General features: G+C 62.4%; 25 protein-coding genes. 14 read left to right on the top strand and 11 right to left on the bottom strand.

The window, feature by feature from the left end; genetic code table 11:
- Positions 1–55 precede the first annotated feature (55 nt).
- Positions 56–4,168: a fibronectin type III domain-containing protein gene (locus tag PM3016_RS34075; protein WP_014372517.1), complete on the top strand. Its 4,113-nt coding sequence runs from the start codon at positions 56–58 to the stop codon at positions 4,166–4,168.
- A 374-nt stretch (positions 4,169–4,542) separates the two neighbouring features.
- Complete coding sequence (locus PM3016_RS34070) at positions 4,543–5,517, top strand: LacI family DNA-binding transcriptional regulator (protein ID WP_014372516.1); 975 nt, start codon at positions 4,543–4,545, stop codon at positions 5,515–5,517.
- A gap of 34 nt (positions 5,518–5,551) precedes the next feature.
- Here the strand turns inward: PM3016_RS34070 and PM3016_RS34065 are convergent, their stop codons facing one another.
- A complete protein-coding gene (locus PM3016_RS34065) occupies positions 5,552–6,472 on the bottom strand; it encodes an AraC family transcriptional regulator (protein ID WP_014372515.1) in 921 nt (306 codons plus the stop codon).
- A gap of 230 nt (positions 6,473–6,702) precedes the next feature.
- Here PM3016_RS34065 and PM3016_RS34060 point away from each other — a divergent pair, with 230 nt between their 5' ends.
- The 3 genes from PM3016_RS34060 (at position 6,703) to PM3016_RS41015 (ending at position 8,399) form a co-directional block, all read left to right on the top strand.
- Positions 6,703–7,746, top strand: a complete 1,044-nt coding sequence (locus tag PM3016_RS34060) for a glycoside hydrolase family 88/105 protein (protein ID WP_014372514.1) — start codon at positions 6,703–6,705, stop codon at positions 7,744–7,746.
- A 257-nt stretch (positions 7,747–8,003) separates the two neighbouring features.
- Positions 8,004–8,120 carry a hypothetical protein gene (locus PM3016_RS37760; protein ID WP_014372513.1) on the top strand — a complete coding sequence of 39 codons (117 nt, stop codon included), beginning with the start codon at positions 8,004–8,006 and terminating at the stop codon, positions 8,118–8,120.
- A gap of 144 nt (positions 8,121–8,264) precedes the next feature.
- Positions 8,265–8,399, top strand: a complete 135-nt coding sequence (locus PM3016_RS41015; RefSeq protein ID WP_016363047.1) for a hypothetical protein — start codon at positions 8,265–8,267, stop codon at positions 8,397–8,399.
- Between the two features lie 143 nt (positions 8,400–8,542).
- Here PM3016_RS41015 and PM3016_RS41245 read toward each other — a convergent pair whose 3' ends face one another.
- A complete protein-coding gene (locus PM3016_RS41245; protein WP_337999615.1) occupies positions 8,543–9,619 on the bottom strand; it encodes a DUF2278 family protein in 1,077 nt (358 codons plus the stop codon).
- Between the two features lie 362 nt (positions 9,620–9,981).
- On the opposite strand from PM3016_RS41245, the gene PM3016_RS34050 reads away from it, so the two are divergent.
- Positions 9,982–10,683 (top strand): (2Fe-2S)-binding protein, encoded by a 702-nt coding sequence (locus PM3016_RS34050; RefSeq protein WP_238540392.1) that lies wholly within the window; start codon positions 9,982–9,984, stop codon positions 10,681–10,683.
- A 71-nt stretch (positions 10,684–10,754) separates the two neighbouring features.
- On the top strand, positions 10,755–11,072 hold the full coding sequence (locus PM3016_RS34045) for a DUF2325 domain-containing protein (RefSeq protein ID WP_013921050.1): 318 nt from the start codon (positions 10,755–10,757) through the stop codon (positions 11,070–11,072).
- A 196-nt stretch (positions 11,073–11,268) separates the two neighbouring features.
- Here the strand turns inward: PM3016_RS34045 and PM3016_RS34040 are convergent, their stop codons facing one another.
- The 4 genes from PM3016_RS34040 to gcvT are packed head-to-tail and all read right to left on the bottom strand — an operon-like array spanning position 11,269 to position 15,680.
- The gene (locus PM3016_RS34040) at positions 11,269–11,664 is read right to left on the bottom strand and encodes a DUF2500 domain-containing protein (RefSeq protein WP_014372510.1); all 396 of its coding nucleotides are present in this window, start codon (positions 11,662–11,664) and stop codon (positions 11,269–11,271) included.
- A 45-nt stretch (positions 11,665–11,709) separates the two neighbouring features.
- The gene (gene gcvPB / locus PM3016_RS34035; protein ID WP_013921048.1) at positions 11,710–13,185 is read right to left on the bottom strand and encodes an aminomethyl-transferring glycine dehydrogenase subunit GcvPB; all 1,476 of its coding nucleotides are present in this window, start codon (positions 13,183–13,185) and stop codon (positions 11,710–11,712) included.
- Positions 13,182–14,552: an aminomethyl-transferring glycine dehydrogenase subunit GcvPA gene (gene gcvPA / locus PM3016_RS34030; RefSeq protein ID WP_013921047.1), complete on the bottom strand. Its 1,371-nt coding sequence runs from the start codon at positions 14,550–14,552 to the stop codon at positions 13,182–13,184. The genes gcvPB and gcvPA overlap by 4 nt, the downstream gene beginning before the upstream one ends.
- 12 nt (positions 14,553–14,564) lie before the next feature.
- Positions 14,565–15,680, bottom strand: coding sequence for a glycine cleavage system aminomethyltransferase GcvT (gene gcvT, locus PM3016_RS34025; protein WP_014372509.1), 1,116 nt, complete (start codon positions 15,678–15,680; stop codon positions 14,565–14,567).
- A gap of 276 nt (positions 15,681–15,956) precedes the next feature.
- Between gcvT and gcvH the strand changes: the two genes are divergently transcribed.
- On the top strand, positions 15,957–16,358 hold the full coding sequence (gcvH, locus tag PM3016_RS34020; protein WP_014372508.1) for a glycine cleavage system protein GcvH: 402 nt from the start codon (positions 15,957–15,959) through the stop codon (positions 16,356–16,358).
- A gap of 207 nt (positions 16,359–16,565) precedes the next feature.
- Here the strand turns inward: gcvH and PM3016_RS34015 are convergent, their stop codons facing one another.
- A complete protein-coding gene (locus PM3016_RS34015) occupies positions 16,566–17,009 on the bottom strand; it encodes a chemotaxis protein CheW (RefSeq protein ID WP_014372507.1) in 444 nt (147 codons plus the stop codon).
- A 252-nt stretch (positions 17,010–17,261) separates the two neighbouring features.
- Between PM3016_RS34015 and PM3016_RS34010 the strand changes: the two genes are divergently transcribed.
- On the top strand, positions 17,262–17,891 hold the full coding sequence (locus PM3016_RS34010; protein WP_014372506.1) for a stalk domain-containing protein: 630 nt from the start codon (positions 17,262–17,264) through the stop codon (positions 17,889–17,891).
- A 444-nt stretch (positions 17,892–18,335) separates the two neighbouring features.
- Here the strand turns inward: PM3016_RS34010 and PM3016_RS34005 are convergent, their stop codons facing one another.
- Complete coding sequence (locus tag PM3016_RS34005) at positions 18,336–18,884, bottom strand: hypothetical protein (RefSeq protein ID WP_014372505.1); 549 nt, start codon at positions 18,882–18,884, stop codon at positions 18,336–18,338.
- 189 nt (positions 18,885–19,073) lie between these two features.
- On the opposite strand from PM3016_RS34005, the gene PM3016_RS34000 reads away from it, so the two are divergent.
- Complete coding sequence (locus PM3016_RS34000; RefSeq protein ID WP_014372504.1) at positions 19,074–19,664, top strand: spore coat protein; 591 nt, start codon at positions 19,074–19,076, stop codon at positions 19,662–19,664.
- Positions 19,665–19,763: 99 nt separating this feature from the next.
- Here PM3016_RS34000 and PM3016_RS39100 read toward each other — a convergent pair whose 3' ends face one another.
- Positions 19,764–19,856, bottom strand: a complete 93-nt coding sequence (locus tag PM3016_RS39100) for a hypothetical protein (protein ID WP_014372503.1) — start codon at positions 19,854–19,856, stop codon at positions 19,764–19,766.
- A gap of 251 nt (positions 19,857–20,107) precedes the next feature.
- On the opposite strand from PM3016_RS39100, the gene PM3016_RS33995 reads away from it, so the two are divergent.
- Complete coding sequence (locus PM3016_RS33995; protein ID WP_013921037.1) at positions 20,108–20,470, top strand: response regulator; 363 nt, start codon at positions 20,108–20,110, stop codon at positions 20,468–20,470.
- 142 nt (positions 20,471–20,612) lie between these two features.
- Here the strand turns inward: PM3016_RS33995 and PM3016_RS33990 are convergent, their stop codons facing one another.
- Together PM3016_RS33990 and PM3016_RS33985 are read right to left on the bottom strand one after the other, a co-directional pair.
- Positions 20,613–21,182: an O-acetyl-ADP-ribose deacetylase gene (locus PM3016_RS33990; protein WP_014372502.1), complete on the bottom strand. Its 570-nt coding sequence runs from the start codon at positions 21,180–21,182 to the stop codon at positions 20,613–20,615.
- A 167-nt stretch (positions 21,183–21,349) separates the two neighbouring features.
- Entirely contained in the window at positions 21,350–23,602 is a 2,253-nt protein-coding gene (locus tag PM3016_RS33985; RefSeq protein WP_014372501.1) for an FAD-dependent oxidoreductase, read from the bottom strand.
- A 188-nt stretch (positions 23,603–23,790) separates the two neighbouring features.
- Here PM3016_RS33985 and PM3016_RS33980 point away from each other — a divergent pair, with 188 nt between their 5' ends.
- The 3 genes from PM3016_RS33980 (at position 23,791) to PM3016_RS33975 (ending at position 25,737) form a co-directional block, all read left to right on the top strand.
- Positions 23,791–24,606 (top strand): AraC family transcriptional regulator, encoded by an 816-nt coding sequence (locus PM3016_RS33980; RefSeq protein ID WP_014372500.1) that lies wholly within the window; start codon positions 23,791–23,793, stop codon positions 24,604–24,606.
- A gap of 191 nt (positions 24,607–24,797) precedes the next feature.
- Positions 24,798–25,046 (top strand): hypothetical protein, encoded by a 249-nt coding sequence (locus PM3016_RS39025; protein WP_187297989.1) that lies wholly within the window; start codon positions 24,798–24,800, stop codon positions 25,044–25,046.
- A gap of 1 nt (position 25,047) precedes the next feature.
- A complete protein-coding gene (locus tag PM3016_RS33975) occupies positions 25,048–25,737 on the top strand; it encodes an HD domain-containing protein (RefSeq protein ID WP_041619589.1) in 690 nt (229 codons plus the stop codon).
- Positions 25,738–25,945: the final 208 nt, after the last annotated feature.

The following is a 25,945-nucleotide window of genomic DNA, read 5'->3' as shown; positions in this document are numbered from 1 at the left end:
CCCACTGTGATACAATATGTATCTAATTTAGAGAGGACAGGTGGAGTTGAAGTCTATGATTCGTTCCCGAAAAGGCCCTGTGTACGGCCTGATTTTGATGCTGCTGTTTCCTGCGCAGATCCACGCTGCCGGGGCTATGACGGTCAGCATCGTTGCTCCCGGCCAGGGGATGCCCAGCGGCACGGTACTGCAGGTGAAGGCCGCGGTTTCGGGCTCCACTGATGTGAAAGGGGTTACAGCGCGGGTGGGTGAGCGGGAGGCTCCCCTGACCAAGACCTGCATCTATGCGCAGTGCCATTGGACGGGCCCCCTCTCCCTCGAAGGGCTCCCCAAAGGAGCGAAGGAGCTGAGCGTCCGCGCGGAGGATACCGGAGGCCGTAGTGCCGAGGCCCGCCAGAGCTTCGTCTATGATGAGCCGCCGCAGCTGAAGGTCACCGGTCCTTCATCCGGCTATGTGACCCGGGATGGCCTGTTCCTTGTAACGGCGGAAGCGTCCGACGATACGGGGCAGCCCGCGTTGACGGTCAAGGTAACCGAATACCAATCGGGGCTGGTGCTGGGCTCCTTCCAGGGAGGGACGAAGGTCAGCCAGGAATTCGATGCCCGGGCCTTTGACGGGCGCAAGCTGGAGATCCATGTGAGCGCAGACGACGGCAAAGGCAATGTTGTAAAAGAGACCCGCATCGTGCACGTGGAGATGAGTCCTTATCTGAGTGAGGTCGAACAGGTGCCGGGCGAGATTGCCGACTTTGACGACAGCCGGATCCTGTATACGGCCGGGGACGGCTCCCTGCGGATCCGCCAGCGCGGCGGAACGGAGGACACCATGGTCTTCGCCGAGCCGGGGCGGACCACGCTTGAGCAGAAGCTGGTGCCGGGCGGAGCGGTGTTCTCCCTGTACCGGGCCGGCTCGTTCTCGGACCAGGAGCTCTATTTGTGGCAGGGCGGCAAGCTGACCCCTCTGGCCTCCGGGGCTTCCGTACGCAGTGCAGCCTGGCGGGCGGTCTCCGGGAAGCATGCGGTGTATGACGAATTCCCGCTCTCACAGACGTACTATCTCGACACGGAGACCGGGGAGCGCCAGGTGATCGGCTCGTCCATCTATCATGCCGATATTACGCCTGAAGGGCACCTGGTGTTCTTCGATACGGACGGCATCTACCGTTTTGCTCCGGATACCGGCACGCGGACCCTGCTGCTCGGTCTTGATGGGTGGGAATCCTACGAATACAGCAATCCGGTGGCGGACGGGGACAGGCTGCTCTTCTCGTATCACTCCAATATTTCCAAGTTCGACGGCGGGGCGGTAACGGAGCTCAGTCCGCCTTATACGGATGAAGAGATCGAGCGAGGAGCGGAAGTGGTGCCTTACCGGGATTACCAGGCCAATCAGGGATGGATCGCCTATACCAAAGGCGACGAAACAGGCCGGGCGATCTATCTCGAGTCGCCGGACGGAGAGGTGCGGGAAGCGGCGAATGTGGGCGGGCATCCGGCCCTCGGCCGACTGACGGAGAAGGGGACCTTCTCTTTCTATTATAACGGCCGCTTGTACCTCGCCGGACCGCAGACGGAGCCGGTAGCCGTGGCCTCCAGCCGGGGGAAGGACGCTTACCGCGGGGGAGCGTTCTACAAGGCGCTGGGAGACACCTTATTCCGCATCAGCACGAAGCTCGACAAGCTTCCGCCGGTCTGGCCGGAGGAAGCGGCCTTAACCGTGACGGACGTGACCTACGACCACGTGAGACTGCAGTGGCAGGGGGCCGAGGATGATTCCGGAGAGCCCCTGACCTACAGCATCTATCGGGACGGCGAGCTGCTGACAGCGGCCGCGGACCCGGCCGCCGGTTATGTGGCGGAGGGCCTGGAACCCGGGCGCACCTACAGCTTCTCGGTAGAGGCCAGAGACGGCGCGGGCAACCGCAGCCTGGACAACCCGCAGGTCACCGTCACGACCTCGCAGCGGCCCTTCGTCACGGAGCCGCCGAAGGTGGAGCTGGTTGCCCCGCTCTTCGAGGAAGTGGTCCGATCGGGCGGGCTTCAGGTGAAGGGGGCGGTTTCCGACGACCGCGGACAGCCGGCCGTATCGATCCGGCTGCATATCGAAGGCCTTAAGCCGGTGGAGATTCCGGCGGCCGGAGGAGCGCAGGTCGACCAGACCCTTGATCTCTCGGCCTATGAGGGGCAGCGGGTGGAAGTGGAAGTCACCGCTGTGGACGACGAAGGACAGACGGTCTCGGTACGCAGACCGGTTCATGTCGAGTCGGGCCGTGCGCTGGTGATGGAGGCGGAAGCGGAAGGACGCATCGTGGGCTTCGACCAGGAGCGGCTGCTCTTCATCCGCAGCGATGGGACGCTGGTGCTGCGCAGCCGGGCGGGAGGCGAAGACATTCCGGTGTTCGCCGATCCGGAAGCGGTCACCGATGAGCATACCCTGACGCCGGACGGTGTGCTGTTCTCCGCCTACGCCAGCGGAAGCGGAGAACCCAAGGGGCTCTATCTGTGGCGGCAGGGCAAGCTGACCGAGCTGACGGCCGGTGTCCGGGCCGCCGAGGGCTGGTGGCTGCTGCGGCAGCGGGAGCACGCGGTCTTCGCGGCGGTGGAAGAGAACCGGAACGCTTACTACCACTTGAATACCCGGACCGGAGCGGTAACGCCGATCGCGGTGAACGGGCTGAGCGGGGCCGATGCCGATGCTTCCGGCGGGCTCATCCTCTCCGATGGAACGGGACTCTACACATTCCGGGCGGACAGCAGGGCGCTGGAGCCCCTGCTCCTGCCGCCGGACGGGAAGAGGTATGAGCAGCCGGAATGGGAAGGCGGCAGGCTCCTCTATACCAGCGGCGGCGCGATCGTTCAGTATGACGGAACCTCGAGCACGGTGCTGAGCCCCGCGGGGGCAGAAGGGGAGCGGCTTGACGGAGCGGTGGATTACGAGGCGGCCGGGGGCTGGACCGCCTTCACCCGCAGCATGGGGGATGCCGCAGGTTCGAGGCAGATCTTCCTGCGGTCCCCGGACGGCACCGTGACGCAGGCGACCTCCTACGAGGATCACGGCCATCCGCGGATCTCCGGTCTTGCGGCGGACGGAACGCTGACGTTCTATTCCGACCGCAATGAGCTGTATGTGCTTAGCCCGGAAGGGGCCGCGCAGCGCCTCGCTTCGGCGGACGGCGTCGATGGGCTAAGGGACGGTACTTTCTACAAAGCGGTCGGCCGCACGCTCTTCCGTCTGGAGACCGGCAGCGGGGGGACCCGCCCGCCGGTCTGGCCGGCGGGAGAGGCGCTGACGGTCAGCGGGGTCACGTACGACAGTGCCCTTCTGCAGTGGCAGGCCGCAGCAGCTCCGGGCGGCGTCCAGGCCTACACGATCTACCGTGACGGAGAGCCGCTCGGAACCGTGGGGGCCGCGGTGTACACATACAAGGCCACCGGACTTGCTGCCGGCAGGACGTATACCTTCTCGATAGCCGCGACGGACCGGTCCGGCCTCGTGAGCGCGGACAATCCCAGCGTGAAGGTCAGCACGCCGGGGGCTCCGGTTCCGGCGGGCGGGACGGTCACGCTGCAGGCGAAGCCGGGCTTCCTCCATGCGGGCTCGGAGCTGGAGCTTCGGCTGCGTGCCCGGGATGCTGCCGATCTGCGGGGCTTCCTGCTCAAGCTGGATTACGACCGGAGCCGGTTCAAGCTGAACCACATCTTCCTCCACCCGGAGTTCGGGACGGAGAACAAGACGGTGCAGCTGTCGAAGTACCTGTCCACTCCGGGCCGAATCGGCCTGAAGGGCACGCTCCTGGAACCGAAGCCTCCGATCAGCGGCTCACCGGGCCTGATTACGCTGCGATTCACGGTGCTGCAGCCGGGCGAGGGAACCTTCACCCTGGCCGGGGGCTCGGTATTCACGGACAGCCGGGGCGCCATGCACCCGGTGCCGACCCCCGTGACGCTGACCGTGTATGCGGACAGCGCCGATCTGAACGGGGACGGGCGGACGGATAAGGAGGACACGGCGCTGATCTCCTCGCACCTCGGCACGTCGGCCGGGCAGGCCGGCTACGATTCGCGGCTTGATCTGAACCACGACGGGCGGATTGATGCGAAGGACCTGCAGCATGCGGAAGCTTTGGCGGCGGCTGGGGAAGCGGGTTCGAAGCCGGCCTCATCCTAAAGGAGGCTGCAGGGCAGGTTGACGGTCTGTCATTCAAGAAGGCCCCGGGGCTGGTGCTCCGGGGCCTTCTTTTATTTAGTGAAGCTTATATCGATATAATCCGACTATGACCAACACGAAACGAATAGGAACAACGGTGGTTTCCATTTTACCCTGAAGGGAAGTCTTCTGCAGCCTGCGGGTGTTCGAGGGAAAATCCGCTGCCGTCACGCCCTCCGAAGGTAACGCCGGCCTGCGGGGTACTGCTCCTTCAGTGTAGAATATGAAATGCATTTCATGTCAACCGGCAGATGAAGCATTGGTAATGTCCGGCAGGGCCGCGGTACAATGGATAGCATTGAAGGAAGGACGGACCTGGGAAGGGAGAGCTGACAATGGCGAATATCAAAGAGATTGCCAGGCAGGCGGGAGTCTCGGTTTCGACGGTGTCCCGGGTGCTGAATGGCCATCCCCACGTGGCGCAGGAGAAGCGGCAGGCGGTCCTGGATACGGTCCGCAGGCTGAATTACTCCCGCAACCTGAATGCGGTCCAGCTCATCAAAGGAAGATCGGGGATGATCGGCGTGCTGCTTCCTTATATCCATCATCCCTACTTCACGATGCTTCTGGAAGGCATCACGCGGGAAGCGCTGGAAGCCGGAGTCCAGCTCGTGCTCTGCCAGACGGATTACCGGACGGAGAGGGAAGTGGGCATGCTGGAGAGGCTGCGGATGAAGGGGCTCGACGGTGTGATTGTGTGCTCCAGGGCGCTGGAGTGGGAGAGGCTGGAGCCCTATGCGGCATTCGGTCCGCTGGTCGTCTGCGAGCGGCCGGGCTCCAAGCAGGTATCCGCCGTATATATCGATCACTACCGGTGCTTCCGGGAGGCGATGGACTATCTCCACAGGCGGGGACACCGCCGGATCGGGTTCTCCCTGGGGCGGGGCGGCAGCTCCAGCTCCCGGGAGAGACGGAGGGCTTATGCGGATATGCTGGCCAAGTGGAGCGAGCCCGCACGCGAAGCGTGGGTGCTGCCGGGGTGTTTCACGATCGAGGACGGAGCGCAGCTGCTGAAGCGGGTGCTGGCCATGAACGAGCGGCCTACCGCCTTGATTGTTACGGGAGACGAAGTGGCTGTGGGCCTGATGTCGGAAGCTGCCCGGCAGGGCGTACGGATCCCCGGGGATCTGGCGCTCATCGGATTCGATAATCAGCCCATCTCACGCATGTTCGACCTGACGGCGATCGACAATGGGTTGACCGATATGGGCGGGGCGGCTTTCCGTCTTCTCCATGAACGGCTCACCGGCAGGGGGGAGATCGTTCAGCGGGAGCTGCCGTTCTCCCTTGTCGAACGGTCCACCGTTTAACCGCATCGACGGCTGTGTAGCGCCGTGTGTCGGCTTAGGGCTGCAGCAGGGAACGGTAGGCTTTAGGGGTGAGGCCGGTGTGTTTTTTGAAGGTATGGTAAAAATGCGATACATCCCCGAACCCGGCCTCCCCTGCAATATCCGTGACCGGCAGCGCCGTGCGGCGCAGCAGCTCCTTGGCCTTGTGTAGCCGGTAGGCGGTGAGGAAGCCGTTCATGGTGTAGCCGGTGGTGCGCCGGAACAGCTCGAAGAGACGGGAGCGCGACAAGTGGAAGCTGCGGTGCAGCTCCCCAACCTCCAGCGTGTCGTCGTTGTACCGGCGGGCAAGCACCTGCAGCACCTGGCCCGCCAGCTCTTCATCGGAGAGGGCGCCGGACGGTCCTTCGGAAGCGGGCTGGAGCCCGGCCCGGGCAAGGGTGAGGAACAGCCCGGTGATCAGATGCTCCACCGCCAGACGGAAGAGCGGCCGCCGCTCCTCCGTCTCCTTCTCGAGCGAGGCCAGGAGCGCCCGGACCTCCAGCAGCAGGGCCGGGGGCAGATGCCGGTGGGTGCATGGAGCCGGCGGCGTGCCCCAGAGGGCTTCCGCGGCCTCCGCGAAGCCTGCCGTATGGGCCTGCAGCCGGTCGATGAGCGGTTCGCCGAGGGAGAGCACATACCGGTGGAAGGGCTCAGTGGGCGCCGGGCGCGGCAGGTGCAGGACATGAGGGGCGACGAGTGTCAGCGAGCCGGGAGCCATCGGATAGATGCCGTCTCCGGCCAGGAACACCCCGCTCCCCTTGAGGCACAAATACAGCTCGTATCCGTGATGGCTGTGAAGGTGCATCTGGCCGAGCGGCTGTTCCCTCAGCCGGCAGTGCACCGGGTAACGGGAGAGGAATGCATTCGTGACCTCGTCGGTCGGATGACGCTCCCGGTTCAGCGGCGCTATCGGTTCCTCGTGCAGATGGGCATCCATTCGTGGCCGTGCCTCCTTCCGTCTGTTCGGTCTTTTTCCTGCATATTTAAGGAAAGCGTTCTCTTCACAGCTTCATTCTAACGGTCCCGCGCGGCCGAAGGAAGGGGGAATCCGGATTTTTCCCCACACGACTGACGACCCCTCCCCACGTGCTTCGTCCCGTCCTCCGGTATAGTAAAGACAGTAGCCAATTCTGCGGCTGTGGCCGCGTATCGGGGAGGTCGGCAGGAATGCAATGGGCGTCAGCCGGAGAGAGGATCTGCAGCTATATGCTGGAGGATCATACGGGCAATTGGGGACTCGACCTGAACCAGTGGGACTGGGTGCCCGGTGTGGGGGTGATCGCCTTGCTGGAGTATGGGCGTCCGGAAGGGCGGGAGGCGGTCCGCTCGAAGCTGCTGCAGTGGGTGGAGCGCAACGGATCCAAGGCCGCCTCCGCCCGGGTGATCAATGCCATGGCGCCGTTCGCGGTCTATCCGGACCTGTACAGAGAGACGGGGGAGGAAGCTCTCCGGGATGCCGTCGTGCGGACGGCCGACTGGATGATCGGGGAGGCCCCCCGGACCCGGGAGGGCGCCTTCGAGCATACGGTCACCGAGAACGTGAGCTTTCCCGAGCAGGTGTGGGCGGATACCGTCTTCATGGCGGTGCTGTTCCTCGCCAGAGCAGCCCGTCTGACCGGTTCCGAAGCGTATGCCAGGGAAGCCGTCCATCAGGTGGATCTGCACCTGAGGCTCCTGCAGGATGAGGCCACAGGGGCGCTCTTCCACGGCTGGAACTCGGGGGAAGGCAGCCATATGTCGGCGGCCCGGTGGACGAGGGCCAATGCCTGGATTGCGGCCGCCGTGCCGATGATCCATAAGGAGCTCGCCGGCCTGGCCTCCCTCACGGACGAGAGCCTCGGCCGCTACCGCCGGCTGATGCGGGCCCTGGCCGGATACCAGCGGCCCGGCGGACTGTGGACCACCGTCCTGGACCGGCCGGATTTCTACGAAGAGACCTCGGGCAGCGCCGGCATTGCCTGCGGCATGCTGCTCGGTATCCGCGCCGGGCTGCTGGAGCCGGAGCTGCGGACGGCAGCGGACCGCGCCCTGCCTGCCGTTCTGGACCGCGTGGCGGAGAACGGGGAGGTGCGGGGCGTATCGGGAGGCACGCCGGTCATGGAATCGGTGGAGGCCTATGGCCGCATCCCGTGCCATCCGACCCTCTACGGACAGGGCTTGGCGCTGATGCTCGTGGCGGCGGAAGAAGAGGCGGAGAGGGAGCAGCGGTAAGCCCGGCAGAGACCGGAGATACATCGATCGGCCTCCCAGGTATGATAAGGTCCGCTTTTCCTCCGCCTCCGGCCCCATGGACGGAATCCCTTCCCCCGCAACCCTCTCCAGGGCAGCCGCCCGGCTCTGCTTCTGAGAATTTGTTCAGCACGGGCCTTCGTCCAATCGGATCCCTTGAAGGTACATATATTGTAAGCAAGAGCAGTGGGGACGGAGCGCGGCCCGGCAGCTCAATCTTACCGAAGGAGTGATCCGACATGGGTTTTGCAGGCGGATGCGGTGGCGGCGTAGGTACCGGTTTTACTTCGACAGGCGTGATTCTGGTGCTTTACATTCTGCTGGTGATTGTAGCAACGGCAGGATTCTTTATCTAAGCTGCGGGGTGCGGCTGTAGGCAAGAACCGGTCATTCCCTTTTTGGGGAGTGGCCGGTTCTTTGGTATGCGGCGGACTGCATAATGGAATCGATTCCGGGCTGCATGGATAAATAGGCAGGACAAGCTGGAAGGGAAGGGACGCATGGCCGAAGTAAACGTGCCCGACAACGGGCCGCTGCCGGTCAGCAGGGCTGAGCCCACGGACGGCGGAGGACAGAAGATGGAGAGCAGGGACACGATGTATCCTGTTGCTGCGGCTTGTCTGAGAGCGAGGTAAGAGTGTAACGGATAGGCGTTATGATAAAAAGCTGCAGCCGAAAGAGACGGCCCCGCTTGACAGGTGACCGTCTCAATCTCGTTTCACGCGGTCCGTCGCAGCCCGGGGCGTCCTGTGCGAAGAGCAGCGCTGTCTTCCCCCGGTCAGAACAGCAGCGTCCAGCCCTCCCGCACTTGTCCCTGGGTGTAGGACACGCCATGCACCTTGAGACCGTCCGGGTCAAGCAGCGTGATGATATCGCCCTTGTTGCGCAGGAACTCCTGCCCGCCGGGTGCACGGTCCAGCGGCACCGTCAGGAACTGGCCCTGGGCCAGAACGCCGCCCAGCGGATGCTTCTGCTTGTTCCGGTTCGCCAGCGACCAGCCGGCGAGGTCTACAGGCTCCGGCGAGGCATTGAGGAGCGTCACGCTCTCCCGGCCTTCGCCGACGGCCCCTTCGGGACGTACCACCGCGCCGACGATGAACAGGGGGCCGTCAGGCTCCGACGGCTTGCCTCCGGGCCGGTCCGGCTTATCCGGCGCCGGGACAGGCTCGCCGATCCGGTGGCCGGTCCGGTCGTCCGTATGCCACGTCTGCGACTGGAAGGCGAGGAACAGCCCGATCCAGCGTCCCTCCGACGGGAAGTGGATGAGCAGGGCCCCATCCTGATACACGCCGTCATCCTGCTGGAATTTGGCATGGTTGCCCTGATTCATATGAATATTGTGCACCCCGTGGCCGGGCCTGAAGCCGAAGATCTTGTCGGGCTTGTCCGGTTCGGGTCCCCACTCCTCGCCGAATACGTAGAGCACCGCATCTTCCACGGCAAGGGCGCGGCGGATATAAAAGTCGCATTTTTCGTTGAGGTCATTATCCTGACCGGGAATCTCGAAGGGAAGCGGGACCATATCCTTCGGGTCGAAGAGGTTGCTGCGGATAAAGTCCAGGGCCGCTCCGCCGGGCCGACCCTCCAGCTTCGTGAAGCCGTAAGGAAGCTCGGCGAGCTTCTCCGTAACGGCATGCTGGAAGTGCTCGTCCGCATAATAGAGGAGCTCGGAAGGACTGAGCTGCGACCGGACATTGACGGCCAGCCGGAAGTCTTCCCCTTCGGCAACCGCGTGCACTTGGTAATGGGCATTCTCGGGGACGCCTTTGCGGCAGTCCACAGCCTTGCATTTCAATACTCCGTACTGGATCGGCATCAGGTTCTCTGCTCCTTTGTTCGGTACATGGTCAGACAAGATTCCACATCATTTGCCTTTTTCCATTGTATCGGAGCCCGCTTGGAAAGGGTGTCGAACGGTGCCGGTCCCGAGGGCCCCACTTGCCGACAAACCGCGCTACTTTGTTCCTACGAAAGGGGGAGAGCAGAATGGGGTTGACAATGCGATTGATAACCATTATCATTAGGTCAAGGTGATATTGAGAATCATTATCACGACTATCGGCAGCCAGAACCGCATCGTGAGGTTTTAATAGATGAGGGAAGTGGGTAGACAACGCCATGTCAGCGGAAATGTTCGAACATTTGGAGAAACACTGCTTTTTTAGGACGGAGCCGCAGCCAGGTGAGCTGTTCCGCTTTACTTGGGAAGAACTGTCGGTGCCGGAGAAAGCGGCTGAGCTGATTGCCGTATACGGATCCGCCATCAAGGCGAAGGGCCCGGATGTGACCGCTGCTTATTTCGGTTCCTGGCTGGGCGGCTTGTGCGGAGCCCTGCAGTATATGATCTCGTTCCATCAGGCGGTATTCCGCCTTACACCCGATAATTTGACCATACAGGCCTATCCGAGAGGCCATCATATTGCTTTTGCGTTCTTGCTTGCCGACCGCGAGACGACGGAGGTGCCGTCCGGCTGCCGTGAGGAATGGCGCGATGCGCTGCTGCGGGACTTTTATGGGAACCGGCTGCGCCCTACGGTAGAGGCGGTAGCTGCGGCGGCGGGAGTGGATCCCGGTCACGTCTGGAACGCGCCGGTCACGCGCATCCATTATGCTTATGACCATCTGCTCGAAACCGCAGGCGATGAGGAGCAGCGGCGTAGGGTGGAAGAGGATTTCCGCGCTCTTCTGCAGGGGCTGCAGGGAGAGGATTTTGGCCGCAAGCGCAATCCGCTGGACGTCAAATTCCGCTATGTGGAGAACCCGGTAGCGCCCGAAGAGAAGTGGCGCATCAAGGCCTCCTGTTGTCTGGCTTACCGTACCGACTCGGGCCACGGCTACTGTTATACCTGTCCGCGGCTTACCGCGGCGCAGCGGGATGAGAAGAAGCAGGCCATGCTGGCCGCCGCTGCAACCTCTTAAATCACAGCAATTATACTTCCGGGTAGAAGCCCCCGGTTCCACATTCACTATAGGACGAAGGAGTGCGAAACATGCCGTCGATACTGGTCGTAGGCGCCGATCATCTGGGCAACATGCCGGATCATCTGGCCGATATCGGATTTGATGAAGTAGTACATATGTCTGGACGCAAATGTCAAATGGTGCGTAAGGGAATCCCCGAGAAGGTCGCCGCCGTGCTGGTATTGACGGATTATGTCAATCACAACCTCACCAAGGTGATCAAGCAGCAGGCCAAAGAGCAGGAAGTGCCGATCTATTACGCGAAGCGGTCCTGGTGCTCGGTGAAGAAGGCGCTGTGCGACTGCGCGGATACCTGCGAATGGCTGAACAACAAGAGCAGCCATTAAGACGCGGACCTTTCCCGATCCATAAGAAGACCCTGATGCATTCCCGGTGAATGCGTCAGGGTCTTTTTGCCGTTGTCTTTGACGGCGGGGCGGCGGCTAGGGACTGCTCCGTATCCCGCTCCTCTCCAGAGGGAGAGGGAACGCGGCTATCCGAGTGAAGAGAAGCCCCTCTGGAACAGAACATGCGGAGCAGGATTCAGAGCGTCCGGACGGCCGAACGGGTACGACGGACAAAGTCGTGGAACCGGGTTCCCTGGCAGATCAGCTGCCCGTGATCGCCCGCTACGAGCAGCCCGTATTCGGAGCCGGCTACCGGCAGCTCGAGCTTCTCGCCATTGGCCGTGAGCTCGAACGTGATGTAGTAGGCGGTGCGTGCGCCGCCCTCCCCGGCGGCTGCGGCCGTGCGGCTTCGCTTGGCCACCACCAGAGCCTGCAGGGTCAAGCGTTCCGCGGCGTTGTTGCGGCGCCAGACCAGGAAGCTCCGGGTGAGACCGGGGAGCAGCCGGAACAGAAGGAATCCGATTCCTGCCGTGATGACGATGGTGAGCCCGGGGACGGCATAGTTCCACCATCCGAAGTCGGCCGAAGGCATGCGCAATCCCTCCTCAGAAGTGAAATGGTTCTGTGCCAGGCAAGCTTACTCGCAGCTGCAGTTCAGAACGGGCTTTCGTGCAGCCTGCGTTTCATCCAGCCGGCGGACGGGCGTCGTATACGGAGCGTTCTTGAGCAGGTCCGGATCCCGCTCCGCCTCCTCCGCAATCCGGATCATGGTATCGATGAACCCGTCCAGCGTCTCCTTGCTCTCGGTTTCGGTGGGCTCGATCATGATGCACTCCTCGACGTTCAGCGGAAAGTAGATCGTCGGCGGATGGTAGCCGAAGTCGAGCAGCCGTTTCGCGACATCCAGCGTGCGGATGCCGTGCTTCTTGAGCCCGCGGCCCGAGAGCACGAACTCGTGCTTGCAGATCCGGTCGTACGGCACGTCATAGTGTCCGGCCAGGCGGCGAAGCATGTAGTTCGCGTTCAGCACCGCGCATTCGGAGACCCGGCGGAGCCCTTCCGGTCCATAGGAGCGGATGTACGCGTAGGCACGCAGCAGGATGCCGAAGTTGCCGTAGAACGCCTTCACCCGGCCGATGGAATCAGGCCGCTCGCCGTCCAGCGTATAGGAGCCGTCCGCCCGGCGGGCGACCACAGGCTTCGGCAGGAAGGGGGCGAGCAGCTTCTTCACGCCGACCGGACCGGCTCCCGGGCCGCCGCCTCCATGCGGGGTGCTCATTGTCTTGTGCAGGTTGAGATGCACGACGTCGAAGCCCATGTCGCCGGGCCGGGTAATGCCCATAATGGCGTTGGAGTTGGCGCCGTCATAATAGAGCAGGCCGCCGGCTTCGTGCACGATGGCCGCAATCTCGGTGATCCGGCTCTCGAACAGGCCGAGGGTGTTCGGGTTCGTCAGCATGAGGGCGGCCGTATCCGGTCCGGCGGCCTCCCGCAGACGCTCGAGATCAACCAGGCCGTCCGGCCCGGAGGGCAGCGTCACCGTCTCGAACCCGGCGGCCGTCGCGCTGGCCGGATTCGTGCCGTGGGACGAATCGGGCACGAGCACCTTCGAGCGCTTCTCCCCCCGTGCCTCGTGGTAGGCGCGGATCATCATGAGCCCCGTCCATTCGCCGTGGGCTCCGGCCGCAGGCTGCAGCGTCACTTCGTCCATGCCGGTGAGGCCGGCGAGGTCCTCCTGCAGCCGGTAGAGAAGCTCCAGCGCGCCCTGGATCGACTCCTCGGGCTGGTAGGGATGGATCTTGGCGAAGCCGTCCAGCCTCGCGGCGTCCTCGTGGAGCTTCGGGTTATATTTCATCGTGCAGGAGCCGAGCGGATAGAAGCCGTTATCCACGCCGAAGTTGCGCCGGGAGAGGGCTGTATAATGGCGGACGACGTCCACCTCGTACACCTCGGGCAGCGCAGGGGGCTTCTCGCGCAGCAGCTCGGCGGGAATCAGCTCCCGCGGGTCCGTCTCGGGCACGTCGCAGGGGGGCAGCGAATAAGCGGTCCGGCCCGGCCGGCTGAGCTCGAAGATCAGCGGCTGGTCGTCTTTCACTCTGAACGCTTCGGTCATAAATACGCCTCCAATCGCCGGGCGAATGCGTCAATCTCTTCCCGGGTGCGCCGCTCTGTCACCGCGATGAGGAGCAGCCCCTGCAGGGCCGGGTCGGCGGAGCCGAGGTCATGGCCCGCCAGGTAGCCGTCCTGAAGCAGGCTGCGCCGCAGGGCCGGCACATCGGTTTCCTCCGGCAGCCGGAGCGTGAACTCGTTGAAGAACGGGGAGCCGTAGGCCAGGGAGACGCCGGGGATCCGGCTCAGCACACCGGCCGCATAGTGGGCCTTATGCAGGTTCAGCCGGGCCGTCTCCGCGATGCCTTCCCGGCCCATCAGCGATAAGTACACGGAGGCGCCGAGCGCCAGCAGCGCCTGGTTCGAGCAGATGTTCGACGTCGCCCGCTCCCGGCGGATGTGCTGCTCACGCGTCTGCAGCGTAAGCACGAAGCCCCGCCGGCCTTCACGGTCCGTGGTCTGGCCGACGATGCGGCCGGGCATCCGCCGCATGAGCGCGGACGTGACGGCGAAGAAGCCGCATGTCGGTCCGCCGAGCGAGGCGGAGAGGCCGAGGGGCTGCGCATCGCCGGTGACGATGTCGGCGCCGAGTCTGCCGGGGGCCTCCAGAAGTCCGAGCGACAGCGGATTGACGCTCACGGCGAGCAGTCCGCCGTGGGTGTGGGCGGCCGGCTCGATCGCCCGCAGATTCTCGACGCAGCCGAAGAAATTCGGCGACTGCACGAGCACGGCGGCCGTCTCCGGCGTAACCGCTGCGCGCAGGGCCTCAAGATCGGTCACGCCGTCCCGGCAGGGCACTTCCACGACCTCGAGGCCGAGTCCCCGCGCCGTGGTGCGCAGGATCTCCCGGGCTTCAGGGTGCACGCCCTGTGACACGGCGAGCCGCCTGCGCTGAACGGCTCCGCAGGCCAGCGCCCCGGCTTCCGCGAGCGCGGTGGCCCCGTCGTACATGCTCGCATTGGCGACGGCCATGCCCGTCAGCTCGCAGATGTACGACTGGAATTCGAAGATGGCTTGCAGCTCGCCCTGGGAGATCTCGGCCTGATAAGGGGTATAGGCCGTATAAAACTCCGACCGCGAGAGCATATGTCCGATCACGACCGGAATATGATGGTCATAGATGCCGGCCCCGAGAAAGGAGACGTACCGTTCGCTGTCGGCATTGCGCCCGGCCAGTATTTTCAGATGCCGCAGCAGGGCCGCTTCATCCAGGGCGGACGAGACGGGCAGCGTGCCCTGGAACCGCACGTCCTTCGGAATATCGGCGAACAGGTCTTCGATGGAATCGGCACCGATCGTGCCCAGCATCTCCTCCTGGTCCGCAGGAGTCATCGGCAGATAACGATGGCGGATCGGCTGTGTATTGGACATGAGGGCTTCCTCCTATGGCGTAGGGCTCTTTTTTCGGTAAAAAGGCGTAGGCACGATCCGCGCGCGCAGCAGCTTGCCGCGGATCTCCACCAGAAGCTCGGTTCCGAGGGCTGCCTGCTCCGCTTCAATCAGTGCGAGGCCCAGATTGCGCTTCAGCGTAGGAGACTGCGTCCCCGTGGTGACCTCCCCGATCGGCCGGCCGTCCGCCGAATGGACCGGATAATGGGCCCGGGGAATGCCCCGGTCGATCATCTCAATGCCGGCCAGCTTGCGCCGCAAGCCCAGCTCCTTCTGCAGCAGCAGCGCCTCCCGGCCGATGAAGTCCTCCTTGGCCAGGCGGACGAACGGGCCGAGCCCCGCTTCCAGCGGTGAGATCTGCGGGCTGAGCTCCTGCCCGTACAGGGGCAGCCGGGCCTCGAAGCGCAGCGTGTCCCGGGCCCCGAGCCCGGCGGGCAGCAGGCCATGCGGCTCTCCCGCCTGCAGGAGGCCCTGCCATACGGCGCCCGCATCGTCCACGCCGAGATAGAGCTCGAACCCGTCCTCGCCCGTATAACCGGTGCGCGAGACCAAGGCAGGGATGCCTCCGCAGAGGGGGACGTTCTCGGCGAAGGCGAAGGGCCGGAGCTCCGGCAGCGGACCTTCCGCCGCTTGGGCGAGAATCGCAGCCGCTCTCGGCCCCTGCAGCGCCAGCAGGGCTGTCGCTTCCGAGCGGTCTTCGAGATGGGCGCCGGGGACCTGGTGCCTCTGCAGCCACTCGAAGTCTTTGGCAATATTCGAGGCGTTCACGACCAGCATGAAGCGGTCGGGGGCCAGGCGGTAGACCAGCAGGTCATCGACGGTACCGCCGTCCGGATAGCAGAGCAGGGTATATTGGGCTTCACCGTCCTGCAGGCGGCCGATATCGTTGGTTGTGAGCCGCTGGAGCCAGGAGGCCGCCCTGGGACCGGTAACGAGGAATTCGCCCATATGGGAGACGTCGAATAACCCGGCCCGCTGCCTTACGGCTTCATGCTCCAGGGTTAGACCGGCGGCATACTGCACCGGCAGGTCCCAGCCGCCGAAGTCGATGCATCGGGCGTCGTGCGCTTCATAGAACGGGTACAGAGGGGTTCGCTTGAGCGGTTTCATCCCATCACCTCCGGTTCGAATGGGGAAAGAGGGAAGCCACTTGCTTTGTTTGGATGATTTCGTAGAAGGGGAAGAGAAGCGGTTAGAAGGAAGGGGCTGGAAGAGGAGCCCAGCCATGCTAATTTCATTAATACGTGACACTGTGGCAATTGTCAACCAATAATCTGATTTTTCTAATTATTTTGTTAATATTCTTGACATGGGGAAAGACGGTGCTTTACTCTCAAAGATGAAACCGATATTTGCCAATATTTTCAGGGAAAGCGGGGGGCCGGGATGAGCGAGGTAAAGGCGGAACTGCTGTACAGTGAAGATCATGAGTGGGCCGTGGAGGCGGAGAGCGGAACGGTTCGTGTCGGCATCACCGATTTTGCCCAGCGGGAGCTCGGGGATATCGTATTCGTGGAGCTTCCCGGGGTCGGTGCGGTGGTGGAAGCGGGGGGAAGCCTCGGCACCATCGAGTCCGTGAAGACGGTCTCGGATCTGTACGCTCCTGTGAGCGGACGCGTAGTGAAGGTCAACGAGGCGCTGCTCGAACGCCCCGAACAGGTGAACGAGGATCCGTACGGGGCCGGCTGGGTGGTGGAGCTGGCGATCGAGGGGACACTGAAGCAGGCAGGCGCGCATCTGCTCACCGCCGAAGGCTATCTCGCGCATATCGATTCGCTGAATGAATAGAGGCCGGGCCGTGTCCGGCCGGTTTCACCAAAAAGCCGAACCCCCGCTGCTGAGCTGCGGCTGGTTCGGCTTTTTTGGTTAGGTCCTCCGCCGCTCCCGGCGGCCGGGCTGGAGTCCATGGAACGCAGCGGATGTTGACGTCCTTTAAGGCTCCGCAATCCCCGGCAGCCTGCATTGAATACGCGCGCGGTCTCCCGGAGCTTTCTTTTACTCGTTCTCCGGATGCTGTGCGATATACTCCATGAGCTCACGGATTTTGAGTACGCAGACGAGCTCTTCCTTATAAGTGACGAAGCCCTGGATATACGGGCGCTCCTCCGGCAGATCTCCTTCATCCATGTTCTTGATCGGAATGGAAGTGAAATCGTAAGCTTCCTCCACCATCAGCCCGTACGTCTTGTCTCCGAGCCCGATGATGATGATGCGGGTGGTCGGCTTGACGGTCGTATGGCTGCCGACCAGATAGTGGCGCAGGTCGATGATGGTATGCAGCTTGTTCTCATACTTCATGACTCCGAGGACATACGTCGGCATTTTGAGAACCGGTGTAATTTTGGTTACAGGTACAATGGATTTGATTTGCTGGGCGGAGATGGCATATTTCTCGCTGCCGATGCGGCAGATGATGGCTTCTAATGTTTGGGATTCCACGGCTGTTGCCTCCTCGAATGGAACGTTCTGCGGGTCTTTCTATTCATTGTACACCAAGGGGAGAGACACTATGTAAGGAGGCGGCTCCCGCCGTTTTCCTTACCTGCCGGCGGTCCTTGCGGAGCGCGGTTTCCGGCCGGCTACCCTTTTGGGGCCGGATGCCTGTATAATATAGAGAAATCACGGTCATCCGCAAAAGGTCTTATTCCTCACGAACCGGCAGTTCTGCAGCCAAGAATACGGGAGGTACTCATGAAGAAATTTGTGCTTGGATTCCTCTGCGGGGCGGCGCTGGTCTCTTCCGCAGCCGCTTACGCATCGGATGAAATACGGGCGGTGCTCTTCCCCGTCCAATTCGAATTCAACGGCGAGAAGGTAGAGACGCCTTCCCGCTTCGCCATTCTGAATTATAACGGCCACACCTACGTCCCCCTGCGCTATATGGCCGAGAATCTGGGGGCCGGCGCGGCTTACCGGGAAGAAGACAAGATCGTGGCGGTCGTCTCCGAGCCGAGCGGCGCCGGCGATACGGAGAAGCGGATCTGGGCTGCCCAATACCGCCTGGAGAGGGGCATGTCCTCCAAGGAAGTGCGCGACGCGCTCGGTGAGCCGTCCTTCTCCGCACTGCTCGACAGCTCGCGCCAGCAGTGGCGTTACGATATCGGAGCCTCACCCGGCTACCAGAGCAGCGGAGGGGTGAGCGCCGACATGGAAGCGCTGAAGCGGGGCGACCTGCAGGCGCAGGTGTTCGTCTCCTGGAACGCGGCCGGCGAAGTGGACCGCTACGAGCTCTGGGCGGCCGGCGCCGCGGAGGGCGGCAACCGTCCGGTCAGCGTGCACATCGTATACCCGGATGGGTCGTCCAGCACTTCGGAATACTGACGCATCCGCCTGCCGAGGCCGGTTCCGCGAGGAGCCGGCTTCTTCCATGAGGAAAAGCTCCGGCAGATCACTTCGGATGCTGCTCTAAGAAGCTGGCGGTGAAGCGCTCTTCCCCACTAACCCGCGAAAAGAAGTTCCCGCGTAATGAACTCTCTCTTGAAGCAGAACCCCACAGAAACAGCCCCCCGATGAACAGCTCCTGTGCAAGCCGTCAGTCCTTACCTGGCCCGCTTTACCTAACCCGCTTCCCTACTCGTCAGAGGGGGTTCAGCTGAGCTACGGCTTCCCGATACCTCCCCGGAAGTAAGCATATTCCCATACACACAGCACTCCAGCACATACGCCGGAACCTTCGTCAAGATGACAGCCGGCCTCTCAGCCCGCTGCCGCTTTCTGCCTATTGCTTTTATCGACACGGCAGGGGTTCAGATTTAGAGACAGCCTTCATTTTGTCCTGACGGACAGGCCGCTGCGCGGATCCCAGGATGCCGTCCAGCCGAACGTCTCCACCGCGTAGTCCCAGGTAAGGGGGAAGTATGTCACATTCCGGAAGAGAAGCGGAGGGTACGGATCCTTGGCGAGATCGACGGTTCTGCCGTCGATGGTGATGGGGAAGGAAGCGACATAAGCGGTGAGGGTCTTGCCGTCAGCGGCAGCGTTCCCGTGCGCAGGTGGAGACAGGGGGACGCGCTCCTCCGCGCCCGAGCGGATGGTAAGGCCGTTTTCCGCCGACCAATCGAGGGTCAGACCTGCGGCCCGGCTGACGTCCCAGGTCATGGGGATATAGGTGATGTCATGGAAGACAATCGGCGGATAGGTGCTTGGGGAGCGGTCCAAGGTGATGCCGTCGAGCTCCACCGGCCAGGCGGGCACCCGGACATCGACCTGCATGGCCGAGGCTTCGGCAGGAACCGGGGATAACGCAGAGGGCACCTGCAGGCCCAGCATCAGCAGCAGGCCCGCGGCACACAGAAGCAGGTTGTTCTTGTTCATTAGGTTGGCGCCTCCTTCATATCGTTCAGGTACCCATCAGACGAAGCCGGACCTCCGATTGTTGCCGCAGCCCCGCCCATCTTCTTTTCTGTTTTTTTATTTGGAAAATCATACATAATGATGCATTCCTTGGGCATCCTATTTCTGTAAGAGCGCAACCTACAAATTCATTTTCTTCAGGAGGTTCACATGCACACCCAGCAACGTTTTGCCGCTCACGAGTTTCTCGAAACCCAGGAAGCGGTACGCACCAAAGCCGCGCACATCGAGCTGTACGGCGTATTGTTCTCGATGGCGCAGGATACGCATCTGAAGGATATCCTGTTCAACCAGCAGCGCCGGATGATCGAAGGCTATAACTTCGGCGTGCAGCTGCTTCAAGGCAGAGGCATCACGGTTCCGGCTCCTCCGCACACGCCTGAGCTTCGCGTGTACGAGCATCCGCAGACCGGTCTGCAGCAGCCGTCCCTGCCGGCTCCGAATCCGAATGCGACGACGCTGTCCGACGTGTCGATCTCCACGATTGCCTTGAATCTGCACAAAACCGGCTCGGCGGTCTCCATGCTGTGGGCGAACGAATGTGTCGATCCGCAGATCCGCCAGTACCATGCGACCTCCGCTAATATCTGCCAAGAGATGGCATTTGAGATGTTCCAATATATGAACTACAAAGGCTACTACCAGGCTCCGCAGCTGGCTGATCATACGATGCGCACGATGATCGGCGCCGTCCAGCCGGCACAGCAGCAGCAGCCGTACCAGACGCATTTCAATCACTAAGGCCCGGGGCCGGCGGCACCGAACCCCGGGACCCGGCCCAACACAAACAAGCGGCAGGAGCCCAGGCTCCCGCCGCTGTTTGTATTCTTATTCCTTATCTTACAGAACGAGCGCGCGGCTCACGATCACCAGCAAGATGAAGAGAACCAGAATGGCACCTGTCGAAGTAAAACCGCCGGCATATGCACCCATTGTTCATTCCTCCTTCAATCCTTGTTGCTTGGGAGCTCTGAACTCCTTCACACCATATATCCTATGCCCGAGGGGACCGCGCCGGATGGGTGTACGCCCGTGTGCGGACAAAATGGGCGGGGACCCCGGCCGCTCGATTCATTAGGACAATGTTAAGAAAACTAACGTTTGCCGGCGGCGTTCCTAATCGTATCCTCAAAGGTTTTTGGCATAATGAAAGCAAACCTAAAGACCGGGAGGAACGAACGCCCATGGCAAAAATATTGGTGGTGGACGACGCGGCGTTTATGCGCATGATGCTCCGCACAATGCTGACGGAAGCGGGACATGAGATTGTCGGGGAAGCGGCCAACGGACTGGAAGCGGTGAACGCCTATCTGACGACCAAGCCGGACCTGGTGACGATGGACATTACGATGCCGGAGCTCGACGGCGTAGGGGCCGTGAAGGAAATCCGGGGCCACGATCCCGCGGCGCGGATTATCATGTGCTCGGCGATGGGGCAGAAGGCGATGGTTGTGGATGCGATCTCCGCGGGAGCGAAGGATTTTGTCGTGAAGCCGTTCCAGAAGGAACGGGTCGTGGAGTCCGTCAATAAAGTGCTCGGCCTGTAAAAGAATACGGATCAGCCCGGCTGCCGTGAGTGCTTACGGCATACCTGCCTGAACATAAAAAAACTGCCTGGAGACCCTTCTCCGGCAGTTTTTTTCATGTCCAAGAAGCCGTTCAGAGCTCTGCCCAGCCCGGCATGCCGGCTTAGGAGGAGCGCCGCTTTTGCGCCTCCTGCGCATAGAGCCGGAAGTTCTCTTCGTCGTAGCAGACGAAGAGAACCTGGCGGAGCGTCCCGGCCTCTTCCGCATGCCGGCGGACGAAGGCGGTCACTTCCTCCCAGGCGCAGATCGCCGCGAGCTCCTTCGGGAAGCCGTAGATGCCGGTCCCGATGTTGGGGAAGGCAATGGAGCGGACCCCGTGCTCCGCCGCCAGGGCCAGTACGCTCCGGTAGCAGCGCCGCAGCACCTCGGCCTCTCCCTGTGTGCCGCCGTTCCATACCGGGCCTACTGTATGGATGACGTGGGAGGCCGGGAGCTTCCCCCCTGTTGTGATCACCGCTTCTCCAGGCGGACAGCCGCCCTGCCGGGAACGGATGCGGATGCAGTCGTCCAGAATCGCCCGGCCGCCGGCCCGGTGGATCGCTCCGTCGACGCCTCCGCCCCCGAGCAGGCTTGAATTCGCCGCATTGACGATGGCGTCCGCTTTGACCCGTGTAATATCGCCCCGCATGACTTCAAAGGATACGTTGCCGACTGTGACCGCAGCTGCCGTCATAAGAATTCAGCCTCCTTTATGCGCCCCCATTTTTTCTTCGTATCTTCCTATTTACCCACTTCTTCTACTTCTGGTATGCCTTGGAGAATATCCAGGCGCAAAAAAAGACAGGGGACTCATGATCCCTCTGTCTTTCCTGCCGAACCTGCAGACCGCCCCTAAGCCGCCTACCCGTATACCCGGATCTCCACCACTTCGGCGCCCCGGCTGCCGTTGGTCTGCTCCACGGCGAGCTGCAGCCGTTCTACGGTCACCGGTGCGTCCAGCCGGTGCACCCGCTTGCGCTTGCGGTTGCCTTCCTCCCGGTGCAGCGCCTGCCAGGAGCCGTTCACGAAGCCTTCGATGCGGTAGTCCCGCACAAGCTCGGGGATGATCTCGAACGGCGTGCGGTGGTGGTGCAGGTTGATCAGATCCTCGTTCACGTCGTCGTTGAACACGAGCTGTACTTCACTTACCGTGACCGGTTCCGGCCACGAGAGCTCGAGATGTGCTTCGCCCCGGGAAGCCAGCGGCTCGGATACCCACAGATGCGGCTGCCCGTATGGACGGAGGTAGCCGTTCACCGCCTGCTCGGGCGTGAAGGCGTTCGTCTCCGGATAGGCCCGGAAGCAGAACGGCCGGCGGGCACCCAGCTCCCGCATCGTCCACTCTACGACGGGCTGGTCGCTCCGGTAGTTCTCCGGGTTCTGCGCCGAGGCCGGCGCCGCGCTGTGGTGGAATGCGATCACGCCGGTCTGCGGCTGATCGGACAGGTACAGCGACAACTGCGGATTCGCCTTCACGACGATGAACGCATTCTGCGCTTCCTCCGGTGCCCAGCCGAGCGGAATCTTCACCCACTGGCGTTCACCGGCCTTGGCCGTCCCCGTGCTCCGCAGCTCAAGCGTATGCGGCACGTAGTTCTCCGGCCGTCCGGTGCTCCACACCTCGACCTCCAGCACCGTGTCCTCCACCGCATCGGCGAGCAGCTCAAGCTCGGCGAGCTCGGGGGCGACGGGCAGCAGCAGCCCGGCGTCCGCCTTCAGCGGGTAAGGCTCCGCGGGTGCCTCCAGGGCGAGGCGCCGCAGGTGGCCGGACGAGCTGACCGCCGCCCGGCGGGCGAGGTCCGCCTCATCGGAGCTGCGCAGCCCGATGACCGAGGCGTCCTGCCGCAAGAGCGTCTGCTGCAGCTCGGCGAGGCGCTCGCGGTAGACGCCGCGGGGCGTCGTCCCGTGCTGCACCGCCAGCGCCGCGCCGGTGCCGGCCGCTTCGCCGATGACCGCGCATGTGGCCATGACGCGCGTCGTGCCGAAGGCCACGTGCGTAGCGCTGATGTTGCGCCCGGCGAAGAGCAGGTTGCTCACGTTCGCCGAGTAGAGCGAGCGGAACGGCACGTGGTAGACCCCGTCCGTATAGAGATGCTTCGAGCCGCTCTCCTGCGCGTACATGCCCTGCGGCGGATGCAGGTCGATCGACCAGCCGCCGAACGCGACGCGGTCCTCGAATTCCCGCTGGGCCAGGATATCGTTCTGGTTCAGGACATAATCCCCGACGAAGCGCCGGTATTCCCGCTTGCCCGGCAGGGAGCCGACCCACTCCAGCGTCGTGTTCTCCGCGTCGAACTGCCCGGAATTTTTGATATAATCCCAAATTCCGTAGATGACGGACCACAGCTCATCGCGGATCCGCTCGTTCTCGTGAACGGTGTCCAGCTCGCCGCCCCATTCGATCCACCAGTAGTGACAGCCGGAGTCCCCGCTGCGGATGACGCGGCGGATCGGGATCGACGTCTGGGTGATGTCTTTGGCGAAGCTCGGAGGGACGTACTTCACCGGCTGCCCGGCATCCTTGCTGTAGAACAGGATCGTGCTGCCGAGCGTAATGTCGTCCGGGGTCTCCGGCGCCCATTCCTCGTTGTACTCGTGCCGCGCCTCCCGGCCCAGGCGGAACTTCGCCCCGGCGAGGAAGCCGACGAGCCCGTCGCCCGTGCAGTCGAGATACATGCCGCTCTCGAAGCGGATGCGCCGCTCCGAGCCCATCATCCAGCCCGTCACGGACACGATGCTGCGGTCCTCTTCGGAGCCCTCCGCCTCCACTTCGTGCACATCCGTGTTGAGGAAGAGCTGGATATTTTTCTCCGCCCGGACGGCTTCGAGCAGCACGAGATCCCAGAAGTACGGGTTCCCTTCGGGATTGCGATACTGATTTTCCACGAAGAGTTCGCCCATGATGCCGGTTTCCCGGGCATAGCGGTGGGTGCCGTGGCCGGTCGCTCCGCATACCCATACCCTGACTTCGCTGCTGGAGTTGCCTCCAAGCACCGGGCGGTTCTGGACCAGGGCGACGGTTCGGCCGAGCCGCGCGGCGGCGATGGCGGCATTCACGCCGGCGAGTCCGCCGCCGATAACGGCGATATCGGTTTGTACGGTTTCGTTTCTCATGGGATCACCTCATAGGTTTTATACGAAATTTCAGTGCCCTTCCATCGACTGTTTACGCTTACAGGAAGTGTTCTGCTATACTGTACTCAGAGGATTATGGTTTCATTGTATAAGAGGCTGGAGCCTTTGAACATGCACGTAATTGAGCTGGGCATATACAAAATTTCAATTTGAGGGAGGTGCCTAGGATGCCGGATTGGCGCTGGGTCCCGGACGTGACGAACCAGGTTTACTGGGAACGGATCGGGGCGTTTCAGCTGCAGGAGGATACGTATGGGGACTGGGTGGCCTTTGCCGTCAAAGAAGGCCGTTTCCGTTATGCCGTCGGGGGAGTGCAGGGGGAAGCGTCCTTCGGAGACATCGTCTTCTGCCCTCCGGGGGACCGTTTTCAGCGCGAGGTGCTGGAGGAGCTCTCGTTTTACTTCGTTACCTTCCGCTGGAGAACGAGTGCAGCCGCGGAAGCAGGCGGTGGAGAGGCGGGCCCTATGCCCAAACCGGCCGGAGGGGTTTCAGTAGCGGATCGTCAGCGCCTCTCCTCCAATTACTTCTATATGGAGCAGCTGCAGCACGCTTCCCCCGAGCGGCGATTGGCCCTTGCGGCACACGGCTTCCAGGATCTGTGGCAGCTCATCTGCATCGAGCGGGAGCTCGCTGCGGCCAGCGGGCGGCCGGCGGGGGCCGACGATCCGGATATGCAGGCCGCGGCCTTGTGGCTCCGGCAGCATGCCTTCGGGCCTGTCCTGCTGAAGGAGCTGGCGGCTCAGCGGGGGTGCACGCCCGTCCAGTTCACGAGAAGGTTCCAGGCCGCGCTGGGGGTATCCCCCATGGAGTATGTGACGGCTCTGCGGCTGCAGCATGCCCGGACGCTGCTCCTGGAGACTGCCCTGACCCTGGACGAAATCGCAGAGCAGTGCGGATATGAGAACGGATTCTATCTCAGCCGGGTGTTCTCCCGGAAGCTGCAGGTTTCTCCTTCCGCTTACAGGAAGCTTCACCGGGTATAAGCGCCGGTGACCCAAGTGCAACCCTCAGCCTTTTCCAGTCGTCTATAAGGGTATCTTATGGATGTCTTTTCTAAAATTACAATGAATTTGTATCCCGCCAGGTCTCGATTCCGTCATCTTATTTTTCTTAAATGAACGCGCATTGTCCTTAAAGGACGACGAAGCCGTTTATCTTGGGGAGGCTGAGGCTGTTGAACTTTTTATTCGTCATCGTGCTGGGTGTTATCGTTGGAGCGGTGGCCAGCGGCCTGCGTGGAGACCGCAGATCTCGGGGAGGCGGCAGAAGAAACGGCAGTGATATTTATTATGGAGGAACACACCATTATAATGGGATGGATACAAGCAGCAGCGGGCCGGACAACAACTGTTCGAACGGAGACAGCAGTGGCTTCGGTTCGGGAGGCGATGGAGGAGGCTGCGGAGGTGGAGGCGGAGACTGAGATGAACGGAATGACAGGGGAGCAGATCAGACAAGGCATCATCGGCCAGGCCGAGCGTCTGGTACAGGAGCAGCTGGGGGGCGACAGCAGCGGGCACGACTGGTGGCACATGTTCCGGGTAGCCCGTACCGCACGGCGGATCGCAGAGGCCGAAGGAGCGGACGTGTTTGTTTGTGAGCTGGCGGCGCTGCTTCATGATCTCGCGGACGAGAAGCTGGTAGAGGACAAAGAGGCGGGCCAGCGGCGGATTGAGGCATGGCTGAACGAAGCGGGCGTGAGCCCGGGTGACACGGACCACATTATGGAGATCATCCGGACCGTCTCGTACAGCGGCGGACATGGAGTGCCGATGCGCACACTGGAAGGTCGGATCGTACAAGATGCGGACCGGCTGGATGCGATCGGAGCCATCGGGATCGGCCGAACCTTCGCCTATGGCGGAGCCAAGGGGCGCCTGATGCACGACCCTGCGCAGGCGCCGCGGGAGGCGATGACCCAGGAGGAATACCGGAGCAGCGGGGGAACCGCCATCAATCATTTTTACGAGAAGCTCCTGAAGCTCAAGGATCTGATGAACACGGACACCGGGCGGGCTCTGGCTTTGGAACGCCATCGGTATATGGAGGGCTTCCTCGAGCAGTTCTATCAGGAGTGGGAAGGCGAAAGCCCGATGTTCCGGAAGACGCCGTAATTCCTTCCGCATGTCTTGAACAATAGAGCAACCTTACGGAATGAATCCCAATCCGTAGGGTTCTTTGCCATGCCGATAAAAGCTGCAGATGCAGATGATGTGGAAAATAAAGGATGATTTGTTATCCGGCCCTCTCCAGGTGGTTAATAGGCTGAAGAACTAACCGCATCAATGATTGACGCCCTAAAAAAGAGATTCGGGAGGAGAG

It is taken from the genome of Paenibacillus mucilaginosus 3016 (genome assembly GCF_000250655.1).
Classification (GTDB): Bacteria; Bacillota; Bacilli; order Paenibacillales; family NBRC-103111; genus Paenibacillus_G; species Paenibacillus_G mucilaginosus.
The sequence above is the reverse complement of the archived record's forward strand: the minus strand, read 5'-3'. Positions and strand labels throughout refer to the sequence as shown.